Source organism: Flavobacterium anhuiense (genome assembly GCF_050990855.1).
In the GTDB taxonomy this organism is placed as follows: domain Bacteria; phylum Bacteroidota; class Bacteroidia; order Flavobacteriales; family Flavobacteriaceae; genus Flavobacterium; species Flavobacterium anhuiense_C.
The window spans coordinates 4553863-4577724 of record NZ_CP158861.1 but is presented as its reverse complement, the minus strand read 5'-3'; the positions used below and the strand labels follow the sequence as shown (position 1 = coordinate 4577724).

Annotated in this window: 21 protein-coding genes; 4 read left to right on the top strand and 17 right to left on the bottom strand. The window is 34.9% G+C overall.

The features are described 5' to 3' along the window. Positions 1 to 181 precede the first annotated feature (181 nt). Positions 182 to 343, top strand: coding sequence for a DUF1328 family protein (locus ABTV69_RS19825; RefSeq protein ID WP_008467744.1), 162 nt, complete (start codon positions 182 to 184; stop codon positions 341 to 343). Between the two features lie 84 nt (positions 344 to 427). Here ABTV69_RS19825 and ABTV69_RS19820 read toward each other — a convergent pair whose 3' ends face one another. From ABTV69_RS19820 to ABTV69_RS19765, 12 genes are all read right to left on the bottom strand, one after another. Next, a complete protein-coding gene (locus tag ABTV69_RS19820) occupies positions 428 to 895 on the bottom strand; it encodes a DUF1440 domain-containing protein (protein WP_433831891.1) in 468 nt (155 codons plus the stop codon). 21 nt (positions 896 to 916) lie between these two features. Then, positions 917 to 1426: a DinB family protein gene (locus tag ABTV69_RS19815; protein WP_433831889.1), complete on the bottom strand. Its 510-nt coding sequence runs from the start codon at positions 1424 to 1426 to the stop codon at positions 917 to 919. A gap of 179 nt (positions 1427 to 1605) precedes the next feature. After that, the gene (locus tag ABTV69_RS19810; RefSeq protein WP_433831887.1) at positions 1606 to 1815 is read right to left on the bottom strand and encodes a hypothetical protein; all 210 of its coding nucleotides are present in this window, start codon (positions 1813 to 1815) and stop codon (positions 1606 to 1608) included. Positions 1816 to 1828: 13 nt separating this feature from the next. Then, the gene (locus ABTV69_RS19805) at positions 1829 to 2209 is read right to left on the bottom strand and encodes a DoxX family protein (RefSeq protein WP_433831885.1); all 381 of its coding nucleotides are present in this window, start codon (positions 2207 to 2209) and stop codon (positions 1829 to 1831) included. A 401-nt stretch (positions 2210 to 2610) separates the two neighbouring features. Next, positions 2611 to 3351, bottom strand: coding sequence for a GNAT family N-acetyltransferase (locus ABTV69_RS19800; RefSeq protein ID WP_433831883.1), 741 nt, complete (start codon positions 3349 to 3351; stop codon positions 2611 to 2613). Positions 3352 to 3423: 72 nt separating this feature from the next. Continuing rightward, complete coding sequence (locus ABTV69_RS19795; protein WP_433831881.1) at positions 3424 to 4029, bottom strand: Crp/Fnr family transcriptional regulator; 606 nt, start codon at positions 4027 to 4029, stop codon at positions 3424 to 3426. A 235-nt stretch (positions 4030 to 4264) separates the two neighbouring features. Beyond that, complete coding sequence (locus ABTV69_RS19790; RefSeq protein ID WP_433831879.1) at positions 4265 to 4726, bottom strand: hypothetical protein; 462 nt, start codon at positions 4724 to 4726, stop codon at positions 4265 to 4267. Between the two features lie 161 nt (positions 4727 to 4887). Next, entirely contained in the window at positions 4888 to 5715 is an 828-nt protein-coding gene (locus tag ABTV69_RS19785; RefSeq protein ID WP_433831877.1) for a hypothetical protein, read from the bottom strand. Positions 5716 to 5974: 259 nt separating this feature from the next. Further along, a complete protein-coding gene (locus ABTV69_RS19780) occupies positions 5975 to 7393 on the bottom strand; it encodes a TolC family protein (RefSeq protein WP_433831875.1) in 1419 nt (472 codons plus the stop codon). Between the two features lie 127 nt (positions 7394 to 7520). Next, positions 7521 to 10685 carry an efflux RND transporter permease subunit gene (locus ABTV69_RS19775; RefSeq protein WP_433831873.1) on the bottom strand — a complete coding sequence of 1055 codons (3165 nt, stop codon included), beginning with the start codon at positions 10683 to 10685 and terminating at the stop codon, positions 7521 to 7523. A 12-nt stretch (positions 10686 to 10697) separates the two neighbouring features. Further along, positions 10698 to 11915 carry an efflux RND transporter periplasmic adaptor subunit gene (locus ABTV69_RS19770; protein ID WP_433831871.1) on the bottom strand — a complete coding sequence of 406 codons (1218 nt, stop codon included), beginning with the start codon at positions 11913 to 11915 and terminating at the stop codon, positions 10698 to 10700. Between the two features lie 247 nt (positions 11916 to 12162). Next, positions 12163 to 12756: a TetR/AcrR family transcriptional regulator gene (locus tag ABTV69_RS19765; protein WP_223704702.1), complete on the bottom strand. Its 594-nt coding sequence runs from the start codon at positions 12754 to 12756 to the stop codon at positions 12163 to 12165. Positions 12757 to 13585: 829 nt separating this feature from the next. Between ABTV69_RS19765 and ABTV69_RS19760 the strand changes: the two genes are divergently transcribed. The 3 genes from ABTV69_RS19760 to ABTV69_RS19750 all read left to right on the top strand — a co-directional run bounded on the left by ABTV69_RS19760 (position 13586) and on the right by ABTV69_RS19750 (position 16091). Continuing rightward, positions 13586 to 14023, top strand: coding sequence for a cupin domain-containing protein (locus tag ABTV69_RS19760; protein WP_433831869.1), 438 nt, complete (start codon positions 13586 to 13588; stop codon positions 14021 to 14023). Between the two features lie 481 nt (positions 14024 to 14504). Then, on the top strand, positions 14505 to 15053 hold the full coding sequence (locus ABTV69_RS19755; protein ID WP_433831867.1) for a type 1 glutamine amidotransferase domain-containing protein: 549 nt from the start codon (positions 14505 to 14507) through the stop codon (positions 15051 to 15053). A gap of 804 nt (positions 15054 to 15857) precedes the next feature. Continuing rightward, positions 15858 to 16091, top strand: coding sequence for a hypothetical protein (locus ABTV69_RS19750; RefSeq protein ID WP_433831865.1), 234 nt, complete (start codon positions 15858 to 15860; stop codon positions 16089 to 16091). A gap of 81 nt (positions 16092 to 16172) precedes the next feature. Here ABTV69_RS19750 and ABTV69_RS19745 read toward each other — a convergent pair whose 3' ends face one another. The 5 genes from ABTV69_RS19745 to ABTV69_RS19725 all read right to left on the bottom strand — a co-directional run bounded on the left by ABTV69_RS19745 (position 16173) and on the right by ABTV69_RS19725 (position 23801). Continuing rightward, positions 16173 to 16781: a hypothetical protein gene (locus ABTV69_RS19745; RefSeq protein ID WP_433831863.1), complete on the bottom strand. Its 609-nt coding sequence runs from the start codon at positions 16779 to 16781 to the stop codon at positions 16173 to 16175. Between the two features lie 129 nt (positions 16782 to 16910). Next, complete coding sequence (locus ABTV69_RS19740) at positions 16911 to 17573, bottom strand: DUF4240 domain-containing protein (protein ID WP_433831861.1); 663 nt, start codon at positions 17571 to 17573, stop codon at positions 16911 to 16913. A 283-nt stretch (positions 17574 to 17856) separates the two neighbouring features. Then, positions 17857 to 18945 (bottom strand): efflux RND transporter periplasmic adaptor subunit, encoded by a 1089-nt coding sequence (locus ABTV69_RS19735; protein ID WP_433831859.1) that lies wholly within the window; start codon positions 18943 to 18945, stop codon positions 17857 to 17859. Between the two features lie 167 nt (positions 18946 to 19112). Further along, on the bottom strand, positions 19113 to 22403 hold the full coding sequence (locus tag ABTV69_RS19730; RefSeq protein WP_433831857.1) for an efflux RND transporter permease subunit: 3291 nt from the start codon (positions 22401 to 22403) through the stop codon (positions 19113 to 19115). A 12-nt stretch (positions 22404 to 22415) separates the two neighbouring features. Next, positions 22416 to 23801, bottom strand: a complete 1386-nt coding sequence (locus ABTV69_RS19725; RefSeq protein ID WP_433831855.1) for a TolC family protein — start codon at positions 23799 to 23801, stop codon at positions 22416 to 22418. Between the last annotated feature and the right edge of the window lie 61 nt (positions 23802 to 23862).

The following is a 23862-nucleotide window of genomic DNA, read 5'->3' as shown; positions in this document are numbered from 1 at the left end:
TGGTAATTCTGTAAGGCTTGCAAATAATCGTGAAAGTGGCGTATACTCTAGCTTTAGTTTAGTTTTATAGGGATAATAATTAAGTGTATAGAGTTAACAAGATTTGTAGGAATAAAAGAAATTTGAAATAACAAAAAAGGCTTATAAAACAGTCATATTAAGAACTTAAAAAATCAATATTATGTTACGTTGGACAGTTATATTTATCATTCTTGCTATTATAGCCGGAATTTTTGGTTTTGGCGGTATTGCTGCCGGAGCCGCAAGTATCGCAAAAGTTTTATTCTTTATCTTTTTAGTTCTGTTTATTATTTCACTAATTACAGGACGAAGAAAAGTTTGATTTTAAAGGGTCAAAGGTTCAGAGTTGCAAAGGTTCAAAGTTTTGCCTTTGCACCTTTGAGCCTTTGTTCCTTTGCACCTTACCTCAATACCACTTCGCATAATACTTTCGAGTTATAAAAGCAATCGGAATCCCGACACAGCATATTACTATTAGAATAGAAAGCAAAAGCGGAAAATCTAAATTCTTCTCTGGTAAAACCGGAAACACAATGGGCAGAACAACAAGATTCATTACCACCCAAATAAAGAAACCATAAGAGATGCCCGACAGTAAAGTGTTTATTTTGAAAAATGGGATGTAAGGGAAAATCTTAAAATAAAACCATGCAAAAATAAAAGCAATTAGGAAATGGAGCCCTAAACCTGCAAGTGTCATTTCTGTACCTCCTGTGTATGCCTCTTTTTTAAAAATGCCACTGGCAATAGACTGTAAAATTTTCTCTGCTGTTGTTTTATGTAATATTCCCGCATAAATCAAAATAGCGGCAGTAATATCTAATGCTCCTGCAACTAAACCAGATGAAACAATGGTTCTAACTTTTGATCTCATAAAATTAATTTTAAGTGGATCTTATTGTTCTTTAATAGGTTCGTAAATCGCTTTTAACTGCTGTATATGTCGCTGGGTGTGTACAATGGCAAAATGCAGCCATTCGTAAATTGTGAAATAATCAAATCCAGGCACTTTAGCATCTAAACAAGTCAAGGTTAAGTCGTAAGTTTCTGCAGCTTCAAATAAATCATTTTGTATTTTTTTGACAGAAGCCAGCAACGTACCTTTTTCGTACTCGATATCAGGAGGTTTTATGTTTTCGGGTGATTGGTATTTGGTAGTGAAGTCTAAAAATATAGCATCAAGAGGTTTTTCATTTTCATCAGGCTCTCTGGTTGTTTTTTCTGTTTTTCCTGCAAACAGTGTGGTTAATCCAGAGCAGGCCAGAATAATATGCTGTGTGGTTTGTCCAGCAGTCCAGCTCCCTTCAAACGGAACAATATTGATTTCTTCTTTAGAAAAAGAGGAAACTAAATCGTGCAATTTACTGTAGGTTTCCAGTATAGTATTTTGAATAGCGCTCTTCATTTTTTTTAATTTTAGAAATTGAAAATTCGACAGTTGATGTATACCGATTGGTTTAATAAAAACCTCAGTACAGGATCTGTGAAATTAAATTTATAGAATTAGGGGAAATGATACTCCTTCAAATATACAATAAAAAATATTAAAATACTATATGTCAGGTATTTGAGAAGTGTTAATTTTTAGGGAAGCGCTTCGCAGAAGTAACCGTGCGAATTTAAAATGTCGATAATTTTGGTATTCGAAAAGGCTGGGGCATGAACGCGAAGAATTTTGTCGCAATCTTCTAAATCGAAGTTGATCGAGCTATTTGGATAATGCTCAAGAAGCCTCTCAATGATGATTGAACACTGAGATTCTTCTTGAACATTTGTTTTAAAAACTTCAATCATAAAGTTTTGATTTTTAAAGGGCTATGTTTTTATAACGCTGTATTCTGTGATATGTTACATACGATACAATTAAAATTGCAAAAACGATTAGAGGAAAGAAACCTTGAAAATCCATTCCATCTACTGCAAAGTGACTTATTGATGCAAATATAAAATCGAAAGCAAATCCTGCGTATGCCCATTCTTTAATGCGTCCTGGCACTTGCGGAATAATTAATGCTAAAACTCCGAGGATTTTAAACACAACTAAAGCATTTCCAAAATACTCTGGATAACCCAAGTGTTTGATTCCTTCTTTTGCCAATTCAGTTTGAGATGTTAAAGCCGGCATAACGCCTTCAAATAAAAAAATAAGAATAGTGGTAGTCCAAAAAATAATTTTTGTAGTCTTCATTGGGTATTTGTTTAAAAGGTTATCAGTTAATGTATTACAAATCTAATAATGTTTTCTTTTTAAAGAAATACGCATTTGCGACTATTTTAGGGGCATTTTGGACAGAATTAAAATTTTAGATTTTAGATTGATGATTTTAGATTGGTGAATTTCTCGTAAAGACGCAGAGTCGCAAAGTTTTAAAATTTTTCTTTGTGCCTCTGTGTCTTTGCGAGAAACAAATCTGCACAATCTGCACAATCTGCGAGAGAATATTTTTCACAAAGTAAGCCACAAGAGTTTTGTCTTCCTGAGTGGAGTCGAAGAATTCCTAAAGTGAGGACATGCTTTATAGATTTAGCATGTGTCCTTCGACTTCGCTCAGGATGACATACGATAAGTAGTATTGGAATTTGGAATTTTTAAATATTGGAATTTAAAAAATAATTGGTGATTAAAAACAAATCCTCAAAACCTAATCTGGTATAAATGCCTTTTCCTAAAGGTGAAGCTTGCAAATGTGCATATTCAGTGCCAGCATCAATTGCTTCGTTGATGGCAAATTTCATGATTTCTTCTGCAAAACCTCTTTTTCTCATTTCAGGAATGACGCCCACACCATGAATTCCCATAACGTTGCCGGTTTGAAAAAGAGTAAGAGTTCCTATTGGCTTATCCTCTAAATGAACCAGATAAAACCTGACATTTTCATAATTATAAATCAATGTTTCTTTGCTAATTATATAACTAAAAGATAGCGGATAAATGTCTGACCAGGTTTTGGCATCTTCTTCGTTTAAAACCCTTTTGAAAGTAAGATTGTTTTCAACTGGAAATTTTTCGCCTAGTTTTAAAGCCATTGCCATCAGCTGAATTCGTATTTTGAATTCGTTTTTCTCGAAAATTTCTTTTGAATCGCTCCCGAAAATATCCCAATACGGAATAATCAAACCTGGATTTTGATCTATAAGTTCAAGAATCTGCGGCAAATTTGCTTCTGTAATATCTTCTCGGAACCACAATCGGTTGGGCCAGCCTGAGTTTTTTATTTGGCTAAATTGAAATGGATCATTTTTATGGTAAGAAAGGAGAGGAGTGGCAACCGTTTGCCAAAGCGCTGTAAGGTTGTCGATATTATCTTTTGCAAGGTTTATATTTTTCATTTTTTGGTATCGAATTTAAATCTAGAACAAAGATAAAATTAGCTTTCCTGAAAAACCTTTACATATGTTGATTTACAAATCTTTTTCCAGATTTTTTCTGATTCGGCTTAACTGTGTTGGAGTAATACCTAAATGTGACGCAATATGCAATAACGGAACGCGATCTGCAATATCAGGATGTTTGTCTAAAAATTTGACATATCTTTCCGTTGCGTTCTGCATAACAAGGGCAACTTCTCTTTGTTCTTTTTCGATAATCCAATTTTTTTCTAAATAGGCAATATAAAAGCTTTTAAGATCATCATTTTCGTTAATCAGCTTTGTATATTTTTGGTAATCAAGTTGGATTAAAATGCAATCTTCTAAAGCTTCGATCGTAAAATTGGAAGGAGTTTGGAGTATTGATGAAACTTTAGAGCATGCCAGTTTATTTTCGAGAAAAAGGTTTTTGTTATAGAAATTTCCTTGCTCGTCGGTAATAAAAGTGCGCAGAATTCCTTTTGCAATAAAATACATATTTTTGCATATTTCCCCATTTTCCAACAATATTTCCCCTTTTTTTATGGTTTGAAAATCGGTCAAGTTTTCAATCAATTTCCAAGACTTTTCAGAAATGGGAGCATAACTTTCGAAATATAGTTTTAGATTGTTGAGGTAAGTTTCTTTATTGAAAGTCATTTTTTGTTCTTTGTTTTTGCTAAAGACTAAATTAGATAAGTTTTTTGTTTGATGCAAACTGCACAATAGTGCTCGCAAAGACGCAAAGTTTATTAAGTTTTTTCTTTGTGACTTTGCGTCTTTGCGAGAAATTTAGCCAATCCTCTTATTTATTAGTGACTTTACAGAAAATAAAAAACCGCTAAAAAACAAAAAGTTTCATTGCGGTTTATAAAAAGAATATTAATTATTTGTATTAATCAGCATAATGATAAATACTTCTTTTAACGGTATTGTTTATTTTTTCAATCGTTACTTCAGTAACACCGCCTTCATAATTCATCGTAATGGCTACTTTGTCTTTAGTAACCTCATAATCAATAGAGATTAATCCCTCTTTATTTACTTCGATAGATTTTTTTTCAGTCGGAAGAGTAGTTAAATAAAACTCAGCTTCATCTACTTCTTTGTTTTTAATGATATTTTGATAAACCTGATTAATATCTGTATCTTTTAGAATACATTCTCTACCAGATCCCATTTCCACTTCTATATCCTTACAATCTCCATCTTCTGGATTCTCTTCTTTTATTTCTTCTTTGGCTACGGCAACAGTATCAACTGCAACTTTAGTAGATTCTAGTTCTTTCTCTGAATTGTTTTGTTTGCAGTTTGTAAATACTAAAGCTAAAAGCGCTAAAAATGCTATTTTCTTCATTCGTTTAAAATTTAATTAATTATTGTGGCGTAAAGGTTCGAAAACACTAAGTTTTTCTTTGTCAAAAGTAAGAAGAATAAGTTTTATTTTGTTATTTCGACGAAGGAGAAATCGCACATCTGAGTTACAAAAATTGGTTATTATTGGAAGCAATTTGCATTTTATTGAAAACTAATCCTTAAACTATTTTGTACTCTGGCTTTGTTTCCTTTATAGGTTCCAGGTTTCCAATTGTTGTAATCTTTTTTAAGGGTTTTTAAGGCTAGATTAATTAAGTCTTTTTCGTATTTTTTATTAATACCATTCTCATTCACCCAATTACTTTCTTTTAAATTACTTATTGTTCCATTTTTTTCTACAATGAAATCTATATCAACAAAAAGATAGTGAGTACCATTTTTATTTATAGGCAAATCTGTCTTTATAGTTGTATAATAATCACTCTCAATTTCAACATTATAATTTAATAATTGTGGTTTTTCGGTTTTTTCTAAATCATAGATACTAATAATTTTATCATTGGTATTTATATTCTTAATTAGAATTTTTATGGCTTCATTTTCTATTTCCAATTTATAATTTTCGCCATATTTTTCTTCCATTTTCAAATCTATATAAGCGCTATAACAGCCTTGTGTTTGTCCCTCATATCTCACACAGCCAATATCCTGAATACCAAGTTTAAATTTCTTCTTTTTAAGAACTTCTTTAATTTCTTCTTCATAAGGTTTAAAATCACACCCAAAACATATTGTTTGAACATAGACTCCATCGAATTTTGAAAGATCATTTTTTGCTCTTTCAATTTCACCATTACACAAACTATCAGTTTTAGGAACATTGTTTATATATTTTTTACAATCAAATGGAGGTAGAGGTTTAACAATTTTAGTTGTATCTAATTCTGATGTATTAGTTACGGTTTTATTTTTCTCACAGCTAATTATTGAAACGAAAAATATAAAAAGAATGGCGTAGTATTTTTTCATAGAATGATTAATAATCTCAAAGTAAATATATGAATTTGTAGAAATGTTTCGGGAAGGTATTAATGAGAGAAAAAATCTACTTAATCTGTTAGATCTGCGAGAAACAAAAAAGCATTTCTAGGGAAAAAAAACTTAGCGCTCTTTGCGTAAACCCTTGCGCTCTTTGCGGTTAAGTAAAAAACAAAAAACGCCATGAAACCTAAGTTCCACAGCGTTTTCATCTCAAAAAATAAATAATTAACGGGTAATGTAACGGGTATTATTTCCAGCCTCCGCCTAGAGCGCGGTACAAATCTGTATTGGCTGTGAGTTGTTGTCTTTTAAGATCTGCAAGTTCTAATTCGCTTTGTAAAAGATTTGCTTGAGCAGTTAAAACTTCCAGATATTCTGCTAATCCGTTTTTGAATAACAGGTTCGAATTTTTAATTGCTTGCTGCAATGTTTTTACTTTTTCTTTCAAGAAATTTTCTTGTTGCTGTAATTTCTCCACCTTTACCAAAGCATCAGAAACTTCACTAACGGCAACTAAAACAGCTTGTCTAAAACTTAAAACCGCTTTTTCTCTTTCTGCAAGAGCAATATTGTATTGCGTTTTTAGTCTTTTATTGTTCAGGATGGGTTGCGTTAAACCGCCTGCTACAGTTCCGAATAGAGAAGCTGGAATTGTAAACCAGCTGCTCGTTTCGAAAGAGTTCAAACCGCCTTGAGCCGTAATTCTAAGAGCTGGGTATAAATCCGCTTTCGTGATACCGACATTTGCGTTTGCTACTTTAAGTGCCAATTCAGCGCTTTTTACATCTGGTCTTCTGCTTATTACTGAAGACGGAATTCCAACAGCTGGATTGCTTTTAATTTCAATTGAATTTAAAAGAATGGTTCTTTGTTTTGAATTCGGGAATGAACCTGTCAAAACACTTAAAGCATTTTCTTGAATAGCAATGTTTTGTTCCAATAACGGAATCAATTGCTCTGAGTTTAATTTTTGTGCTTCAGATTGTTGAATGGCTAAAGTTGTTACCTGACCAGCATCGTATTTTAACTTGATAATGTTGGTGGTGCTGTCATTTAATCTTAGGTTTTGCTGAGCGATTTTCAATTGAGCGTCCAACATCAAAAGATTGTAATAGCCTCTAGAAACATTAGCAACGATATTGGTCTGCAATGCTTTTTTTACTTCAGCAGATTGAAGATATCCTGCGTAAGCTCCTTTCTTTTGGTTTCTGATCTTTCCCCAAATATCAGCCTCCCAAGAAAGTGAAGCTCCAGCAGAATAATCATCAATATGTTTAGCGCCTAAAGCTTGATTCAAGTTCATTCCTGTAAAACTATTGTCAGAAGGATTGCTTGTACTAGCATTTACAAATAAATTAACTTGAGGAACATTTCCCCATTTCGATTGTGTAAATCTGTATTGCGCAATTTCGATGTTTTTTTGAGCAATAAGAAGATCGTTATTTCTGGCAACCGCGCTGTCGATTAACGTAACAATATCTTTTTCTGTAAAGAAGTTTTTCCACTCGATATCGGCAATACTGGTTGTATCACTCGAAACCGATGCATTCCTGAAATTTTCAGGAAATGCATCTTTAGGAGTTTCAATATCCTTTGAGACTTTACAGGATATTATGGTCGTGATCAGAATGGCGAAGGTCACGATTTTGGTTATATAATTTTTCATTGTCTTTTTATTAGATTTCTGTGCAAGTATCTTTTCTAGTTTCAAGATCTTTCGAGATTCTGTAGGATATATATCCGATACCAACTATTATGGCAACTAGGATAGTCGTTATATAGTTTTCCATATTTTATTTTTCTTCGTTGTGAACAACAGCAATTGGTTTGCCGCTGAATTTTTCTTGTAAATGTTGGAACACTATGAATAATACTGGGATAATAAACAATCCAAGAATTACTCCAGAAAGCATTCCGCCCGCTGCTCCAATACTGATCGAATGATTTCCTTGAGCCGATGGACCTTTAGCGCTCATCATTGGAACAAGACCTACCACAAAGGCAAGAGACGTCATAATAATTGGTCGCAAACGTAATTTTGCCGCACTAATGGAAGCTGCGATTAAACCTTGTCCAGATCTTCTTCTCTGCGCCGCAAATTCCACAATCAAAATGGCATTTTTAGCGAGCAATCCAATCAGCATGACAAGAGCAACCTGTACGTAAATGTTGTTTTCGATTCCTGTTAAACCGATAGCCACAAATACTCCAAAAATACCTGCAGGAATTGATAAAATAACTGCTAGAGGAAGGATATAACTCTCATACTGTGCAGCAAGTAGGAAATAAATGAATATCAAACACAGTAAGAAAATTGTAGCCGACTGACCTCCTGAAGAAATCTCTTCACGCGTTTGGCCCGAGAATTCAAACCCGTAACCTGCAGGCAATTGTTGTTTTGCTACTTCTTCAATTGCTTTAATGGCATCTCCGGAACTAAATCCAGGTTTTGGAATGGCATTAATAGAAATTGAGTTAAACAAATTATATCGAGAAGCGGTTTCAGAACCATAAATACGAGTCAGTTTCACTAAAGTATTTATTGGCACCATTTCGCCGGTTTTATTTTTTACGAATACACGATCAATTGCTGTTGGATCTGCTCTGTCAGCAATATCAGCTTGAACAACCACACGGTAATATTTACCAAATCGGTTAAAGTCTGATGCCTGCGCACTACCAAAATATGCCTGCATAGTCTGTAAAATGTCCTTTACATTTACACCTAATTGATTCGCTTTTTCGTCGTTGATATCCAATTGCAATTGAGGATAATCAGCTTTAAAACTGGTAAAGGCAACTGCAATTTCTGGACGTTTCATTAATTCGCCAATGAAATTTTGAGAAATACCACTGAATTTATCCAGTTTTCCTCCAGTTTTATCTTGAAGCACTAAATCCAAAGCCTCAACGTTACTAAATCCAGGAACAGTTGGGAAACTGAATACGAAGAAACTTCCTCCAGAAATTTCGCCCAATTTACCGCGAACCTGATTCATGATTTCGTCAATATTTTTAAGAGAACCACGTTCTTCATTTGGTTTCAGCAATACGAAAACTACTGCCGCAGATGGACTTGTTGAATTCGTTAATAAGTTGAAACCAGAAACCGCTGTTACAAATCGTGAAGATTCTAAACCTCTTAAAGTATTTTCAGCTTCAGTCATTACTTTTTGAGTTCCGTCAAGAGAGGTTCCAGAAGGTGTATTTACCGAGATTGCGATAAATCCTTGGTCTTCTGTTGGAATAAATCCAGATGGAGTAGTTTTAACCATTAACACAGTTGCTAATGTGATTAAAGCCAAACCTCCTAAACTCAACCATTTTCTTCTAATTAAGAATTTAAGTCCGCCAACGTAACGATTCGTAAGCGATTCAAAACTGGTGTTGAAAGCCGTAAAGAACTTTTCTTTAAATCCTTTTTTCTCATGCGGAGCATCGTGATCGTGAGCTCCGTGATTGTCTTTTAAGAACAATGCAGCCAGAGCCGGACTCAATGTCAAGGCATTCACAGCCGAAATTACAATTGCAATCGCCATCGTAAAGGCAAACTGACGATAGAAAACTCCTGTTGAGCCTTCCATAAAACCAACCGGCAGGAATACAGCAGCCATTACCAGCGTAATCGAGATAATAGCACCCGTTATTTCGTGCATTGCTTCATGGGTTGCGATTTTTGGAGACAAACGTTTGTGTTCCATTTTCGCATGGACGGCCTCGACTACCACAATCGCGTCATCTACCACAATACCAATCGCCAGAATTAATGCGAAGAGTGTTAGAAGATTGATCGAGAATCCGAATAACTGCATGAAGAAGAACGTTCCTAAAATTGCTACAGGTACAGCAATAGCCGGAATTAATGTTGATCTGAAATCTTGCAGGAAGATAAATACCACGATGAAAACTAAGATGAAAGCTTCAACTAAGGTATGTTCAACCTGTTCGATTGATTGGTCTAGAGATACTTTTGTACTATAGAAAATATTGTGTTTAATGCCTTTTGGAAAATCTTTAGAAGCTTTTTCCATCATTTTATTGATCGCAATCTGAATATCATTAGAGTTTGATCCCGCTAACTGAATAACCCCAATTACAATTCCTTTTTTACCATTTAAACGAGTTAAACTAGTATAAGAATAAGCACCTAATTCTACTCTGGCAACATCTTTCAAACGAAGAACAGAACCATCAGGATTAGAACGAATCGCAATATTTTGGTAATCTTCTGGTTTAGTAAGTTTTCCTTTGTATTTAATTACGTATTCGAAAACTTCCGTACTTCTTTCACCAAATTTACCTGGCGCAGCTTCCAAACTTTTGTCCTGAATCGCTGCCATAACTTCATTTGGCGTCACTTTGTAAGTAGACATCTGTGTTGGATTCAACCAAACACGCATAGAATAGTCTTTTACACCACCAAAAATACTTGCAGAACCAACACCGGGAATACGTTTCAATTCCGGAATAATATTAATCTGAGCGTAGTTGGCAATAAAAGTCTGATCGTATTTGGCTTCATCTTCGGTATACATACCAATCGCCATGATGAAACTGTTTTGCTGTTTAGCGGTAATAATACCTTGCTGAACAACCTCTGCTGGCAATTGGCTTGTTGCTTGAGCCACACGGTTTTGCACGTTTACCGCAGCTTGATCGGCGTTTGTTCCTAATTTAAAGAAAACAGTAATAGCCAAAGTACCGTCGTTACTGGCAGTAGAACTCATGTAAGTCATGTTTTCTACACCATTTATAGACTCTTCTAGAGAAGGCGCAACAGAACGTAAAACCGTTTCTGCGTTAGCTCCAGGATATACCGCCGTTACCAAAACCGATGGAGGCGCAATATCAGGAAACTGTTGTAAGGGCAGTTTAGTCAAACCAAGTACACCCAGAATCACCAATAAAATGGAGATTACAGTTGCTAGTACTGGTCTTTGTATAAATATTTTGAACATTTGATTTTATAATTATTTTTTGTTAGTTACTTCGGCAACTTTAGTTGATTTTTCAGGTTGAATCGCTTGTCCGTCCTGCAATTTGTCAATACCGCTTAATACGATTTGGTCACCAGATTTTACGCCGTCTTTAATTAAATAGTTTGCACCGCTTTTGCCTACAACAGTAATTGGCATTTTGGTTACTTTGTTGTCTTTTCCAACTGTGAAAACAAATACTTTGTCCTGCATTTCAACAGTAGCCGCTTGCGGAACCAAAATTGCATCGTCATGGTTTAATCCTAAACGAATTCTTCCTGTGTTTCCAGAACGTAAAATTCCGTTAGCATTTGGAAAAGTTGCTCTAATCGTGATCGCTCCAGTAGTTTTATCAAACTGACCATCAACCATATCGATTTTTCCTGTTTTTGGGTAAGCACTGTTATCAGCTAAAATCAAAGTCACAGGAGGTAGTTTTTTGATTTTATCGCCTAATGAACTTCCAGCGTATTGCTCTTTAAAGTTGATGAAATCTGTTTCACCCAAAGAGAAATAAGCAAATACTTCGTGAACATCAGATAAAGTTGTCAAAGCCTCAACATCAGTAGCAGAAACTAAGCTTCCTTGTTTTTTTGGCAATCTTCCAATGTAACCGCTTACTGGAGCCGTAACATTTGTATATCCTAAATTAATTTTAGCAGAACCCACCATTGCTTTTGCCTGCTCGATATTTGCAGCAGCAATTTTTTGAGTTGCTTTAGCCGTTTTTAACTGATAATCAGAAACTACTTTGTTCTGAACTAACGGAGTCAATTTATCAACTTCTAAGTTAGCGTTGATTAAAGCCGCTTCAGCCGCATGAAGACTTGCTAAAGCATTGTTTAATTGCTCGCGAAACGGACGCTCATTGATTTTAAATAACGTCTGACCTTTATTTACGTAAGCACCTTCGTCAACAAAAATTCTGTCAAGGTTTCCACTTACTTGTGGACGAATTTCAACGTCTACAGTTCCTTGTATAGAAGCAGGATATTCAGAGTCAGTGATGGTATTTGCACTAGTTATCGCTAATACTGGTAAAACCGGTGGCGGTGGAGCAGTAGGAGCCTGATTTTTATCTCCACAACTGCTTAAAACTAATGCCAGAATAAAACTGGTTATAATTACATTTTTCATTTTCATTTTGGTTTTAATTGGTTGAACATTTTCTCGGGTAAAAAATTCTGGAATTCTGGAATTCTCGGGATTCATATTTAATTGAATTAAATTATCTAACGTTGTTAAGTAAAAGTGCACAAACTTCCATACTTAAATCATTTTCAACAGTGTCCTTAAATCGGTATTAAATTATCTAACGTCGTTAAGTAAAAGTCTAAAAAAAGAGTTTTATTACCTCGATTAAATTTTCTAACAGTGTTAAATGAAGGTTATAAAAAAAAGGATTTTATATTATCCGATTAAATCATTTTACACCGTTAAGTAAAAGTTGAAAAAAATATTATTGTATTGATTTGATGATACCACCAATGGCATCCTTCAAAATTTGGGCATTAATTGTTTCTAAAATGTCACTTTTGTTAATGATATTAATGGCGATTAAACCATGAATAACAGAAAAGAAAGTGAAGTACTTTTGTTTTATAATATCTTGACTCGGATTGCTGTCTTTCATTACCTCAGCAATCACTTGAGTAAATAATTTGTAAGGTCCCTCTTGAGCCGAACATCGTTGTGCACAGCACGTCATTTGGACACCAAACATCAGCTGATACATTTCAGTATTAGTAAAAGCGAAGTCCCAATACGTCATCCACATGGCTTCCAATTGATCTTCGGGTTTTTCAAACTTATCTATTGCAGTTTGCAATTCTTTAGTCAGTTTGACAAAACCTTTGCCAGTCAGTTCTTCTAAAATTGCTTCTTTATTTGAGAAATATTCATAAATAATAGGAGCAGTATATTCAATTCTGTCGGCAATTTTACGCATACTCAAACCATTCCAGCCTTCTTCTTTTACGATATCATAAGCAGCGCCAAGAATATTATTTCTTGTCTCTTCTTTTTGTCTTAAAATTCGATCTTTGCTAGCCATTGTATTCGAGTATTAAATCGTTTAACACTGTTAGGCAAATGTATGGCGGTTTTTTGAATTACAAAATATTTTTATCATAATATTTTCTTATCGTACAATAAGCGTTTTTAAAAATGTTTCAAAAGCCTTGATTTTATTGACTTTTTAATTTCTAAAATATTTTTGAGGAGCAGCAATTTTTCGGTTTTTAAGAACATTTGTCCCGCTTTATATTATATCTTTTATGGTGAACCCCGCCATAAAAGGATGCCGTTTTCCCGATAGCTATCGGGAGGGCTAAGCAAGAAATTATCGTTTTTATAATTTATTTACATTCACATGCGCAACCGGACTGAAGTCCAGCTCTACAATATTTGTAGAGCCGCTGGCTCTTTTTTATGTTAGCTAACAAGAAAAATTCCGAAGGAATGTATCATATTGAAGGGCTGGACTTCAGTTCTTCTTCGTAACGATCGGGACTAATATTATTAACATGCTCAACCGGACTGAAGTCCAGCTCTACAATATTCGTAGAGCCGCTGGCTCTTTTTTATGTTAGCTAACAAGAAAAATTCCGAAGGAATGTATCATATTGTAGGGCTGGACTTCAGTCCTTCTTCGTAACGATCAGGGCTAACATTATTAACATGCTCAACCGGACTGAAGTCCAGTTCTACAATATTCGTAGAGCTGATGGCCCTTTTTTATGTTAGCTAACAAGAAAAATTCCGAAGGAATGTATCATATTGTAGGGCTGGACTTCAGTCCAGTCTATCTTCGTGAGGTTGACAAAAAAGGTCTATACAAATATCTGTATCCAATTTTTTCGTAACATTACAATAAAAAAAAAATGAACACACTAACTACCATAAAAACCACATTCGCTCTTTTAATTTTCCAACAAATAGCCTTTGCTCAGGAAAACAAAAAAGAAACCGCACCGCCAAAATACACAATCGAAAATTGCGTCAATCATTTTGAATTGGACAAAGCCAAACAAACCAAAGTAGGCTATCAATATTGGTTTGCCGATAAAGATTTTACTCAAGAAAACACTTTAAAAATGAGCATTGTCGAACCAGGAAAATCGACACACGCGCCGCATCATCATCCCGAAGAAGAATTCTTTTATATTTTAGAAGGCTCAGCTTCTTTTTTCTTAGACGGAAAAACGGTTGTTGTTGGTCCAAATACGAGTTTGTACTGCCCGCCAAATGCCGAACACGGAATCAGTAATGCCGGAACTACCAACTTGAAATATTTGGTTATTAAAAAGGATTTGAGGTAAATAATAGTATAGAAGCTTTTAAAAAATATAATTATTTGAATTTCCTGCAAACTTTCGCTGGAGGAATTACATGGCATGTAAAAGTAAGGCTTAAACAAATGCGCGATTTATGCTAAAGCCATTTCTATCCTTAATTTTCAACCTCCATCTAAAGATGGAGGCAATTGATTTTTTTCAGTTGCCCCCTAGTTTCAACTAGGGGAATTTTGAGATGATATAAGAAAAAGGCTTTAGCCAAATTTTTAAATTGTTAATCTCGGAAAGTCATAAAGGCAGAAACTTTAGGTTTTGTTGCTATAAAATAATAATCCCAATTAACCCCAATCTTATATAATTTTCGTTTAATTTTTAATAAAAAAACTGTTACTCAATTAATTAACTTTTATTAAAGAAACCTTTAACATCGTCTGTTTTCTCTGGCTATTTGAAATAAGTAATTTTAGGTAAATCAAAATTAATAACGTTTTAAATATTTAGAATTATGAAAAAGAATATAGCCATATTAGCAACAAACGGTTTTGAAGAATCAGAATTAGCATCTCCAAAAGCCTATCTGGAAGAGCAAGGTTGGAACGCCGATATCGTAAGTTTGAAATCTGGAACAATCAAATCTTGGAAAGACGGAAATTGGAGCAACGATTATAATGTTGACGTAGTATTAGATCAGGCAAATGAAGCCGATTACGATGCTTTGGTTCTGCCAGGAGGCGTTATAAATCCAGATTTATTAAGAAGAGAAGAAGCGGCAGTAGATTTTGTACGTTCGTTTTTTGAAAGTAAAAAACCAGTAGCTGCCATTTGTCACGGACCTCAAATTCTGGTAGATGCTGATGTTTTAGACGGTCGAAAAGTAACTTCGTTTTTCTCTGTTAAAAACGATTTGATAAATGCGGGAGCACAATGGGAAGACTCAGAAGTTGTCGTAGACCACGGATTAGTAACCAGCCGAAACCCGAATGATTTGCCCTCTTTTAATAAAAAAATGGTGGAAGAAATTAAAGAAGGAATACATGAGCGTCAGAGAGTCTAAGAAGATATTTTTTAGATTTATCAAATTATAAAAATGCAAGATCAATTTTGGTCTTGCATTTTTTTTGTTTTATAAATGATGGTTTAAACGATTATTTCTCTTAGACGTTAGATAATTTTTAAATCTGCAAAATAAAATTCCGGAGGAATGAAATATTTATAGATTTATAAAACGTGACGTACCAAAAGCTCCAGCGGAGCGACATATTGTAAATAAGATTTCACCCCGCTGGGGCTCTTTTGAAGCGGGAAAAATTGTTTTCTATAAATATTTCGTCCCGCTGGGACTTATCAAATAGTGAATTTTTATCAATTTATCTCAACTATTCCCACAATCTTGTCATTTCGACGGAGGAGACCCGAGCGATAGCGAATAGGCGTAGCAAATCTCCGTAAGTAGCTCGACAATTTAAATTGCCAATCTTTATCAATTTGTCACGGCTATTCCCGCAAACTTGTCATTTCGAGGAACGAGAAATCACACTCGTTGATCGACAAAGATTGGCGACATTCCGTGTGGAGCTTCTAGTGTGATTTCTCCTTACGTCGAAATGACAAAAATGCGATAAATACATCTCAAAATATAGATTTAGTATATTTGTTAAAGAACATAAAGTAGTTGTAAGAAAAAGAATATAAAATAAAGAATTTTCCTATATTTGTAATTCCTATAATTACGACTTTACGACTAAAGAAATTTGCCCTTGTATGATGTGTGCGGTATCGGAAACGACCGTAAAGCGCTGTCGTAGGCGTTAGGAACACTTAGATACAAGGGTTTTTATATTCCTAATACTACGACATTATGAGTACAAACACCCTTTCCAAAGAAGCCGAAACAAGGCTGATTGTTTTTTTTAACCATATTATCGATCCCGAAGATATGGCTAAAATATTAAGACAAGTAAATTGCATTTTAGCTCTCGGCGTAATGCGACAACACGAAACCCTCCAAACCGGACTAACAAATTTTGAAGACAATTATTATTGGCTCAATGAATTGGCGGAGATTTTGAATCCTTATTTAAGTGAGGAATAGAAGTTAGAAATGAAAAACCTCGATTTTTTTATGAATCGAGGTTTTTTTAATTTTTAGATAATTGTTTTATTAAGGTAATAATTAGAAAATGGAGACAAGAATAAAAAAAAGTATTGCTACTATTATAGTAATTAAAAATTCTGGATTGACTTCATCAAAAAATTTTGGCTTTTTGGACAAAGAATATACTATCGCAGTCAAGATAGATATCGCGAATAATATCAAAAAGCCTCTTTTTCCACCATTATTATCTACTTTATTTCTACAGTCAAGATTTAGATATTCTTTATCATTTTTTATTAGCGAATGAATTTCACAAGAACCTTTTGTGTCAAAATATCCTATTTCATTTTTTAGAATCGAAAGTGAGATTGTATCTCCTTCTTTTATTTCATTTATAACTTCATCATTATTTACACAACTGTAGTCATAACTGGCAATTTCAAAAGTACTTTGATTATTTACGCAATTAAACTCTATCCATTTTCTGCCATGTTTTCCTTTTCTTTCTTTAAATTTTGGAGAAGTTGAAATTATTAGATTTTCATAAACTTGAAGATCTGATTGCTTTATGATATAGCTCCCATTGATGACATTCATAAAAAAGTAAGTTCCAATAAGGAAACAAACTATAGATACAGCTAAATAATTTTTTTGTTTTTCTTCCCAGGTACTAACGGTTTCAGTCATAAATTTCTTTACTTGGCTTGTGCGGGAGTTTCATTAGGGACATAGTATGTTCATTACTTTGTGGGCACGGATTGCAAATCCGCGTTATGGGGAAAGCCTCGATTTTTTTTAGAGTCGAGGTTTTATTATTTAGTTAAATTTCTCCCATAGTTTTGGATAAGTTTTTGGTAATTCTTCTTCTTTCCAATCTACGCCTTTTGTCTGATAAGGACCAAAATCATAATCCAAACCTTTTCCGATTGCAATATCTCTAGGGAAAGTTTCGTCTTCTTCTTTTTTTCCTGTTTTTATTTTATATGCATCAGTAGCAACGTACATTAATTCTTCAAAATAGTGTAGCTCATCCTCATCTTCATATATATTTCCTGCAAGGAACTCAGGGTTTTTCAGAGTTTCAGTGTAAATCTTTTCTCCTTTGCCAATTAGCCAACAACGAAAATATAGAAAGCTGTCATCAGAAACGTAGCCCTCAATGATTTTTTGGACTGCCATTATTTTAAAATCATCAGCTTCAATAATTAATTGTCTAAAGATTACTTCAAATTCAATAATTTGTTCAGGATTGTATGTCGCTAATTTTTCAATAATAACCTTTTCTTGTTGTGATCTATCATTATTAGATTTAGCTATTGAATATTCTATTATTTTCCAAAACTCGGTTTTATCCATTTTGTCATTTTTTATAAATTCTTTTAATTCAGATTTGCCTTTTTTTTGAGAATTGTTTTTTCCCATTTTTTCACACGAAATAAGTGTTAATATAAGAAATGCAAAAAGTAAAGTGTTTTTCATTCTGTTTTTCTTCTGTAATATTACTGCTAACTTTTATATATTCATGACAAAGTAGCGACAATTTATTCAAATTTGGTTGTTTTAACGAATGTTTGTTTCGTATTATTTTTTTTCAAAAATATCAATTTAGAAATTCAAAGATTCAAGTACTTTTACCTGATAAAAAACAAAAAAAAACAGTCCCTCCAAAAAAGAGGAACTGTCCTAAGGCAAATTTTAGATTTGCACTCCGAAGAATGCGTACAGTAATTGGTAATCTACTAAAAAGAAGACTAAACGCAGGTTACTCGTTTATGATATCGCCTTCTTTAGTTTCTTCGCTGGCGATTTTTACCAGTTTATCTTGCGGGTTTAAGTCACCGAAAATTTCGATTTTATCTTCGATTTCTCTTCCTTTTTTAATGTCAACTCTTGTTGCTTTGCGGTTTACTACTTTTACCACATAAATTCCTTCTGCAGAGCTTACTACAGCCGATTTCGGAACTACATACGTGCTGTCTTTCGCGTTAAGCGGTAAAAGAACTTCGGCAACCATTCCAGGCAATAAATTTCCTTTGGTGTTGTGAACATCCATTTCAACTCTTTCAGAACGAAGTTTTAAATCTAAAGCACCAGACATTCTTGTAATTTTAGCTGAGAAAGTATCCGGTAACGATTTTACATTAAAACTCATTTCGTCTCCTGCATGTAAATATCCTGTGTACAATTCTGGAACAGAAACCGCCAAACGTAATTTAGACTGCTCTTGAATCGTTAATAAGGGCAAATCTGAACCTTTTCCTGCTGGACCAACAAATGTTCCTAAATTCACATTTCTAGCTGCTACAACGCCATCAAATGGAGCACGGATTTCAAGATATCCTCTCATAATCGAGATTTCTTTGTGAGCAGCAATTGCAGCTTGGTATTGTGCGTAATCAGAATTTTTCTTTCCGTTTGCCATTTCTAAATCGTTTTTAGAAATAGTTCCTTCCACTTTGCTTGTTTCGTACAAACGGTTGTACGTGCTTTTGCTGGTTGCGTAAATCGCTTCCATAGATTTCAATCTAGATTCGGCAGCTGCTAATTGTGAACTGATTTCAGGTGCTTCTAAAACAATTAAAAGCTGTCCTTTTTTTACTTTAGATCCAATATCAACTTTTAAAGTTTTTACGAAACTGCTCACTTTTGCATACAAATCAACTTGTTGAAAACCGGTTAATTCAGCTGGCAAACGCAATTCAGTTGTTAGTTTTTCTTTCGATAAAAGGAAAGTTTCAACTTTAGGTTCGATTTCTGCTTTCGCAGTTTCTTCTTTTTTCTTTTCGCAACCGCTTAATACAACTAATGCCGTAAATAATAATGCAGATGATTTTATAATGTTACTTTTCATTTTTTGGTTTTATATAAATATGTTTTATAAGTATACACAAAGGATAAAGTTTATCGAAGTATTTTCGCGACGATTGTGACTTTCGACTTTCGATTTTCCACTTTCGACTTTCCACTTTCGACTTTCCACTTTCGACTTTCCACTTTCGACTTTCCAACTTTATGACTTTACGACTTTCCAACTTTCGACTTACTAATCGATGAGATATAATGGATGCTTTCTTCGTCCTCAGGATCTAAAGAAACAGATTGTGTCGATGTTTTTTCTTGTGCCCATGCAAATATTTGCGGCAGGATCAATAATACGGCAAAAGTAGAAAATAATAGTCCACCGATAACCGCTCTTCCTAACGGAGAAACTTGATCGCCTCCTTCGCCGTGTCCGATTGCCATTGGCAGCATCCCCATAATCATCGCAACCGAAGTCATGATAATTGGACGAAGACGCAACGCAGCCGCTTCACGAGCCGATTCTAAGGCGTTTCCATTTATTTTACGCAATTGTTCGGCATTGGTCACCAAAAGTACGGCGTTGGCAATAGAAACCCCAACCGACATGATGATTCCCATGTATGATTGTAAGTTCAATGTAGAACCTGTAAGCGTAAGCATTAATAAAGATCCTAAAACTACCGCAGGAACCGTTGTTAAGATTACTAATGAAACTTTGAACGATTGGAAATTAGCGGCCAACATTAAGAAGATTACGAATACGGCAACCAATAATCCTGTTTGTAAACTGCTTAATGTTTCAGTCAATACAGTACTTAGTCCAATTGGCGTGATAAATAAACCACGAGGTAATTCGCCCAAAGAACTAATTGTTTTGCTCACATCTTTAGACGCGGTCCCCAAATCGGTCTGGTAGATGTTGGCTGTAACGGTAATGTATGGCATAGCCCCCAAGTTATCATTTTCACCACTCACAAAGCCTGGTGTAATTTTAGCAACGTCACTTAAAACTGGACGAAGCGAGTTTTTCAATACTGGAATTTCTCCAATATCGGTTTTGCTTTTCATTTTGTTTAAAGGCACTTGAACCTGAACAGAATACGATAATCCTGCTCTTTCATCAACCCAGTTATTTTTTTCGGTATAACGAGAAGATGAGGTAGAAGCTACAAGCGAACGAGAAATATCATTCATGTCCACTCCCAATTCGGCAGCACGAGTTCTGTCAATATCAATATTCATTGCTGGATAATGAATTGGCTGACCAATTTGAACGTCTCTGAAATACGAAATCGCTTTTAATTTGTCTACAATTTGAGTCGCGTACAATTCGTTTTTCTTTTTGTCTTTTCCGGCAACTCGAATCTCAATTGGAGTAGGAGAACCTTGGCTTAAAACTTTATCCGTCAATTCGATTGGCTCAAAAGAAAGTTTAGTGTCAGGCAATACTTTTTTCAATCTTGCTCTAAATTCATCTTTAAAGTCATCCATATCTGCTTCATAGTCTTTCAAACTCACTTGGAAAACCGCTTCGTGAGAACCTGCCATGAACAAATAAATTGGGTTGATTGAGAATAGAGAAGGGTGTTGCCCGACATAAACAGATGAAATTCCGATATGCTCTTTTCCAACCATTTTTTCTAATTCTTTCAAAACAATTCTCGCTTGTTCTTCCGTTCTTTCCAAACGCGTTCCGTCGACCGCACGCATTCTCAACTGAAACTGACTTGAATTGGTTCTTGGGAAAACATCTTTTCCGATGAAATTAATAAACAACACAGCCAGAAGAATAGAACCTGTTAAATAAATAATAGTTGTTGCTTTTTTGTGAACAAACAAACGATCTAAAAGTCGCATGAAACGATTTCTGAATTTTTCGAAACCAGAAACTTTTCCGTCATTGTTGAAATCTTCTCTTTCAACCAAATCTTTTTTCTGACCAATTAAATTTTGTTCCGATTCAGGTGTTAATCCGCAGGCATTAAATTCTGCTTCGTCGTCTGTTATGTTTGGTTCGTGTTCGTGTTTTTCGTGTCCTTTCATCATCCAGTTGGCCATTACGGGCACAAAAGTCTGTGATAATAAGAACGAAATAACCATTGAGAAACCAATTGCTAAAGCCAAAGGCAAGAACAACGCTCCCGGAATACCAACCATGGTAAATGCTGGTGCAAATACGGCTAGAATACAAAGTAAGATCAATAATTTAGGCAAAGCAATTTCCTGACAGGCATCCCAAATAGCGAGTGCTTTTGGTTTTCCCATGTCGAGATGCTGGTGAATGTTTTCGATAGTTACGGTACTTTCATCCACCAAAATACCAATTGCAAGAGCTAGTCCTGATAAAGACATTAAGTTGATCGTTTGCCCGAATAATTTCAGGAATAAAACCCCAGAAATAATCGAAATCGGAATCGTCATAATTACGATTAATGCTGCACGACGGTCACCCAAGAATAACAATACCATTAATCCCGTTAAAACCGCCCCAATAATACCTTCAGTAATCAAACTTTTTACCGAGTTGATTACATAAACTGACTGGTCAAATTCGTATGTAATATTTACATCTTCAGGAAGTGTACTTTGAATTTTAGGCAATTCTTTTTTCAATTTCTGAACCACATCCCAAGTCGAAGCATCTCCCGCTTTTGCGATACTAATGTAAACCGAACGTTTCCCATTTACTAAAGCATAACCAGCAGTAATGTCGGCACCATCTTTTACAGAGGCAACATCACCCAATTTTAAGTTTTGAACACCGCCTTTGAATAACGGAATCTGTTCAAAATCTTTAACTTCTTTAATGGTATTATTGGTTGGTGTAATATAGTTTTTGTCGCCCATACGCACGTTTCCAGATGGAGCCGTTTGGTTGTTCAAACGAATTGCATCTACGATTTGGTCTGGCGTCATATTATGCGAACGCAATAAATCGGGATCTACGTTAACCTCAATTGTTCTTGGACTTCCCCCAAATGGTGCTGGAGATAATAAACCAGGAATTGCAGTAAACGAAGCACGAACATAAACGTTGGCTAAATCCTGTAATTCGTTGTTGGATCTAATTTTAGAACTCAAAACCAATTGTCCGATTGGAAGAGAAGAAGCATCAAAACGAATGATAAATGGAGGCTGTGTTCCTGGAGGGAAAGCCGCCTGGATTCTGTTCGAAAGCGCACTCAACTCGGCAGCTGCCTGAGCCATGTTTGTTCCTTCGTAATAGGTTAATTTCATAATCATTAACCCCTGAATATTTTTAGTTTCTACCGACTTGATACCGTTCGAGAAAGGTAAAACGTTTACGTAGTTTTTGGCAAAATAAGCTTCCATCTGGTCTGGCGTATAACCTCCAAACGGGTGCGCGATATAGATAACCGGCAAATTCATTTTTGGTAAAATATCTACCTTAATGTCTTTGATGGCACCAATTCCGAAGAAAAATAGACCCGCAACCAATACTAAAATGGAAATGGGTTTGCGGAGTGCAAAACGTATTAAATTCATTAGGATTTATAATTAAAATTCATTTATAAATAAGTCAAAATTTCCTGTTGCAGCGACTTTCAATAAGTACGACTGCCACACATTGTTATTGACAATATCTCGATCGATTTCAGCACGATTTAAAACATACATCGTTTGTGTTAAATCTGTCAAATCAGTTAAACCGTTTTTGTATAAAGTCGATTTTTGAACATAAGCTCTTTTTGCGGCATCAACCTGAATTGGCGCTTCTGCATAATTCTCCAAAGTGATTCGGATTTTATCTTCAGCAAAATTCAACTGCGATTTTAATTCGCGATCGGCTTGATTGTATTCTTCCTGCATGGCTTGAGAAACAAATTTCTGAGCGCTTACTTGTTTGCTTGAACGGAATGGAGTGGTTAAATTCCACGTAATTCCAACTCCAACTAAATAGTTGGTGCGATCTGGATTTACGCCATCCCAATAGTTTCTTGTAAAAGCATTCTGATTGGTTGCATAGGTATTATCAAATCCCGAAGCTCTGGTTTGTAAAACACCAAAAGCGCTCATGGTTGGATAATAAAATCTTTTATACAATTTAACTTGTTGATTGCTGTAATCGATTTTCGTTTTATAGAATTGTAATAAAGGGTGAAGACTGTCTGCTGCAGCTTCTTTCGTTACTAATTCTTTCGGAATCTGCGTTACAAACAAAGTATCTGTAACGAAATCCTGAGGCGCAACGCCCATTAAATCGACTAATTTGTTGTTTTGTTCTTTAACGAAATTTCTAGCCAAGTTTAAAGCGATTTTAGCTTTAGAAACTTCCGCTGTAGCCAATGTCGAATCGACTCCAGCTAATAATCCGTTTTTAACTCTTGCTGCAGCAGTCTTTTTAAAAACTTCTGCGCGGTCTAAGTTTTTTTGCTGCGAAATTACTAATCGCTGACTTGCCAATAAATTCAAATAAGCAGCCGAAATTTTGATTTCCTGCTGAAATTTCTCCTGCTGCAAATCCTTTTCTTTAGCCTGAACATCCATTTTGGATAGATTGATTTTTTCTTTCGCTTTTCCGAAAGTGAAAAAATCCCAATTCATGTTGACTAAATAAAGTGCTCCAAACGCCGAATTCCAGTTTTGCTCCGGAAGAGGCAAACCTGATGAAGCAACTCCTAAACCTCCAAATCCGTAAAGCGGTCCGTTCTGTCCGTTTACTGTTCCGTAATCCTGTTGAGCCGATAAATTTAGATTTGGCAGGTAATCACGGCGAGATTGTTTCAGCGTCTCTTTTGATGCATTGGTGTAATTGTTTTTTGCTCGGATAGAACCGTAGTTTTCAAGACCTATCTTAACTGCTTCTTTTAAAGACAGGGTTTGAGCATAACCGATTGAGGCAAAAATCAATAAAAATAAAAAGGTAATTTTTTTGAAATACATAAACTCAAGGTGTGATATAAATATGTTTTTTGATGCAACAAATTTATTTCTCTTGTACTGA

Bases quoted from the DNA above. Each gene is read 5' to 3' on its own strand.
- ABTV69_RS19755 (WP_433831867.1), top strand. From the start codon at position 14,505: ATGAAAAAGAATATAGCCATATTAGCAACAAACGGTTTTGAAGAATCA.
- ABTV69_RS19805 (WP_433831885.1), bottom strand. From the start codon at position 2,209: ATGAAGACTACAAAAATTATTTTTTGGACTACCACTATTCTTATTTTT.
- ABTV69_RS19735 (WP_433831859.1), bottom strand. From the start codon at position 18,945: ATGAAAAGTAACATTATAAAATCATCTGCATTATTATTTACGGCATTA.
- ABTV69_RS19815 (WP_433831889.1), bottom strand. From the start codon at position 1,426: ATGAAGAGCGCTATTCAAAATACTATACTGGAAACCTACAGTAAATTG.
- ABTV69_RS19725 (WP_433831855.1), bottom strand. From the start codon at position 23,801: ATGTATTTCAAAAAAATTACCTTTTTATTTTTATTGATTTTTGCCTCA.
- ABTV69_RS19780 (WP_433831875.1), bottom strand. From the start codon at position 7,393: ATGAAAAATTATATAACCAAAATCGTGACCTTCGCCATTCTGATCACG.
- ABTV69_RS19745 (WP_433831863.1), bottom strand. From the start codon at position 16,781: ATGACTGAAACCGTTAGTACCTGGGAAGAAAAACAAAAAAATTATTTA.
- ABTV69_RS19775 (WP_433831873.1), bottom strand. From the start codon at position 10,685: ATGTTCAAAATATTTATACAAAGACCAGTACTAGCAACTGTAATCTCC.
- ABTV69_RS19790 (WP_433831879.1), bottom strand. From the start codon at position 4,726: ATGAAGAAAATAGCATTTTTAGCGCTTTTAGCTTTAGTATTTACAAAC.
- ABTV69_RS19785 (WP_433831877.1), bottom strand. From the start codon at position 5,715: ATGAAAAAATACTACGCCATTCTTTTTATATTTTTCGTTTCAATAATT.
- ABTV69_RS19760 (WP_433831869.1), top strand. From the start codon at position 13,586: ATGAACACACTAACTACCATAAAAACCACATTCGCTCTTTTAATTTTC.
- ABTV69_RS19750 (WP_433831865.1), top strand. From the start codon at position 15,858: ATGAGTACAAACACCCTTTCCAAAGAAGCCGAAACAAGGCTGATTGTT.
- ABTV69_RS19795 (WP_433831881.1), bottom strand. From the start codon at position 4,029: ATGACTTTCAATAAAGAAACTTACCTCAACAATCTAAAACTATATTTC.
- ABTV69_RS19730 (WP_433831857.1), bottom strand. From the start codon at position 22,403: ATGAATTTAATACGTTTTGCACTCCGCAAACCCATTTCCATTTTAGTA.
- ABTV69_RS19740 (WP_433831861.1), bottom strand. From the start codon at position 17,573: ATGAAAAACACTTTACTTTTTGCATTTCTTATATTAACACTTATTTCG.
- ABTV69_RS19825 (WP_008467744.1), top strand. From the start codon at position 182: ATGTTACGTTGGACAGTTATATTTATCATTCTTGCTATTATAGCCGGA.
- ABTV69_RS19800 (WP_433831883.1), bottom strand. From the start codon at position 3,351: ATGAAAAATATAAACCTTGCAAAAGATAATATCGACAACCTTACAGCG.
- ABTV69_RS19765 (WP_223704702.1), bottom strand. From the start codon at position 12,756: ATGGCTAGCAAAGATCGAATTTTAAGACAAAAAGAAGAGACAAGAAAT.
- ABTV69_RS19770 (WP_433831871.1), bottom strand. From the start codon at position 11,915: ATGAATCCCGAGAATTCCAGAATTCCAGAATTTTTTACCCGAGAAAAT.
- ABTV69_RS19810 (WP_433831887.1), bottom strand. From the start codon at position 1,815: ATGATTGAAGTTTTTAAAACAAATGTTCAAGAAGAATCTCAGTGTTCA.
- ABTV69_RS19820 (WP_433831891.1), bottom strand. From the start codon at position 895: ATGAGATCAAAAGTTAGAACCATTGTTTCATCTGGTTTAGTTGCAGGA.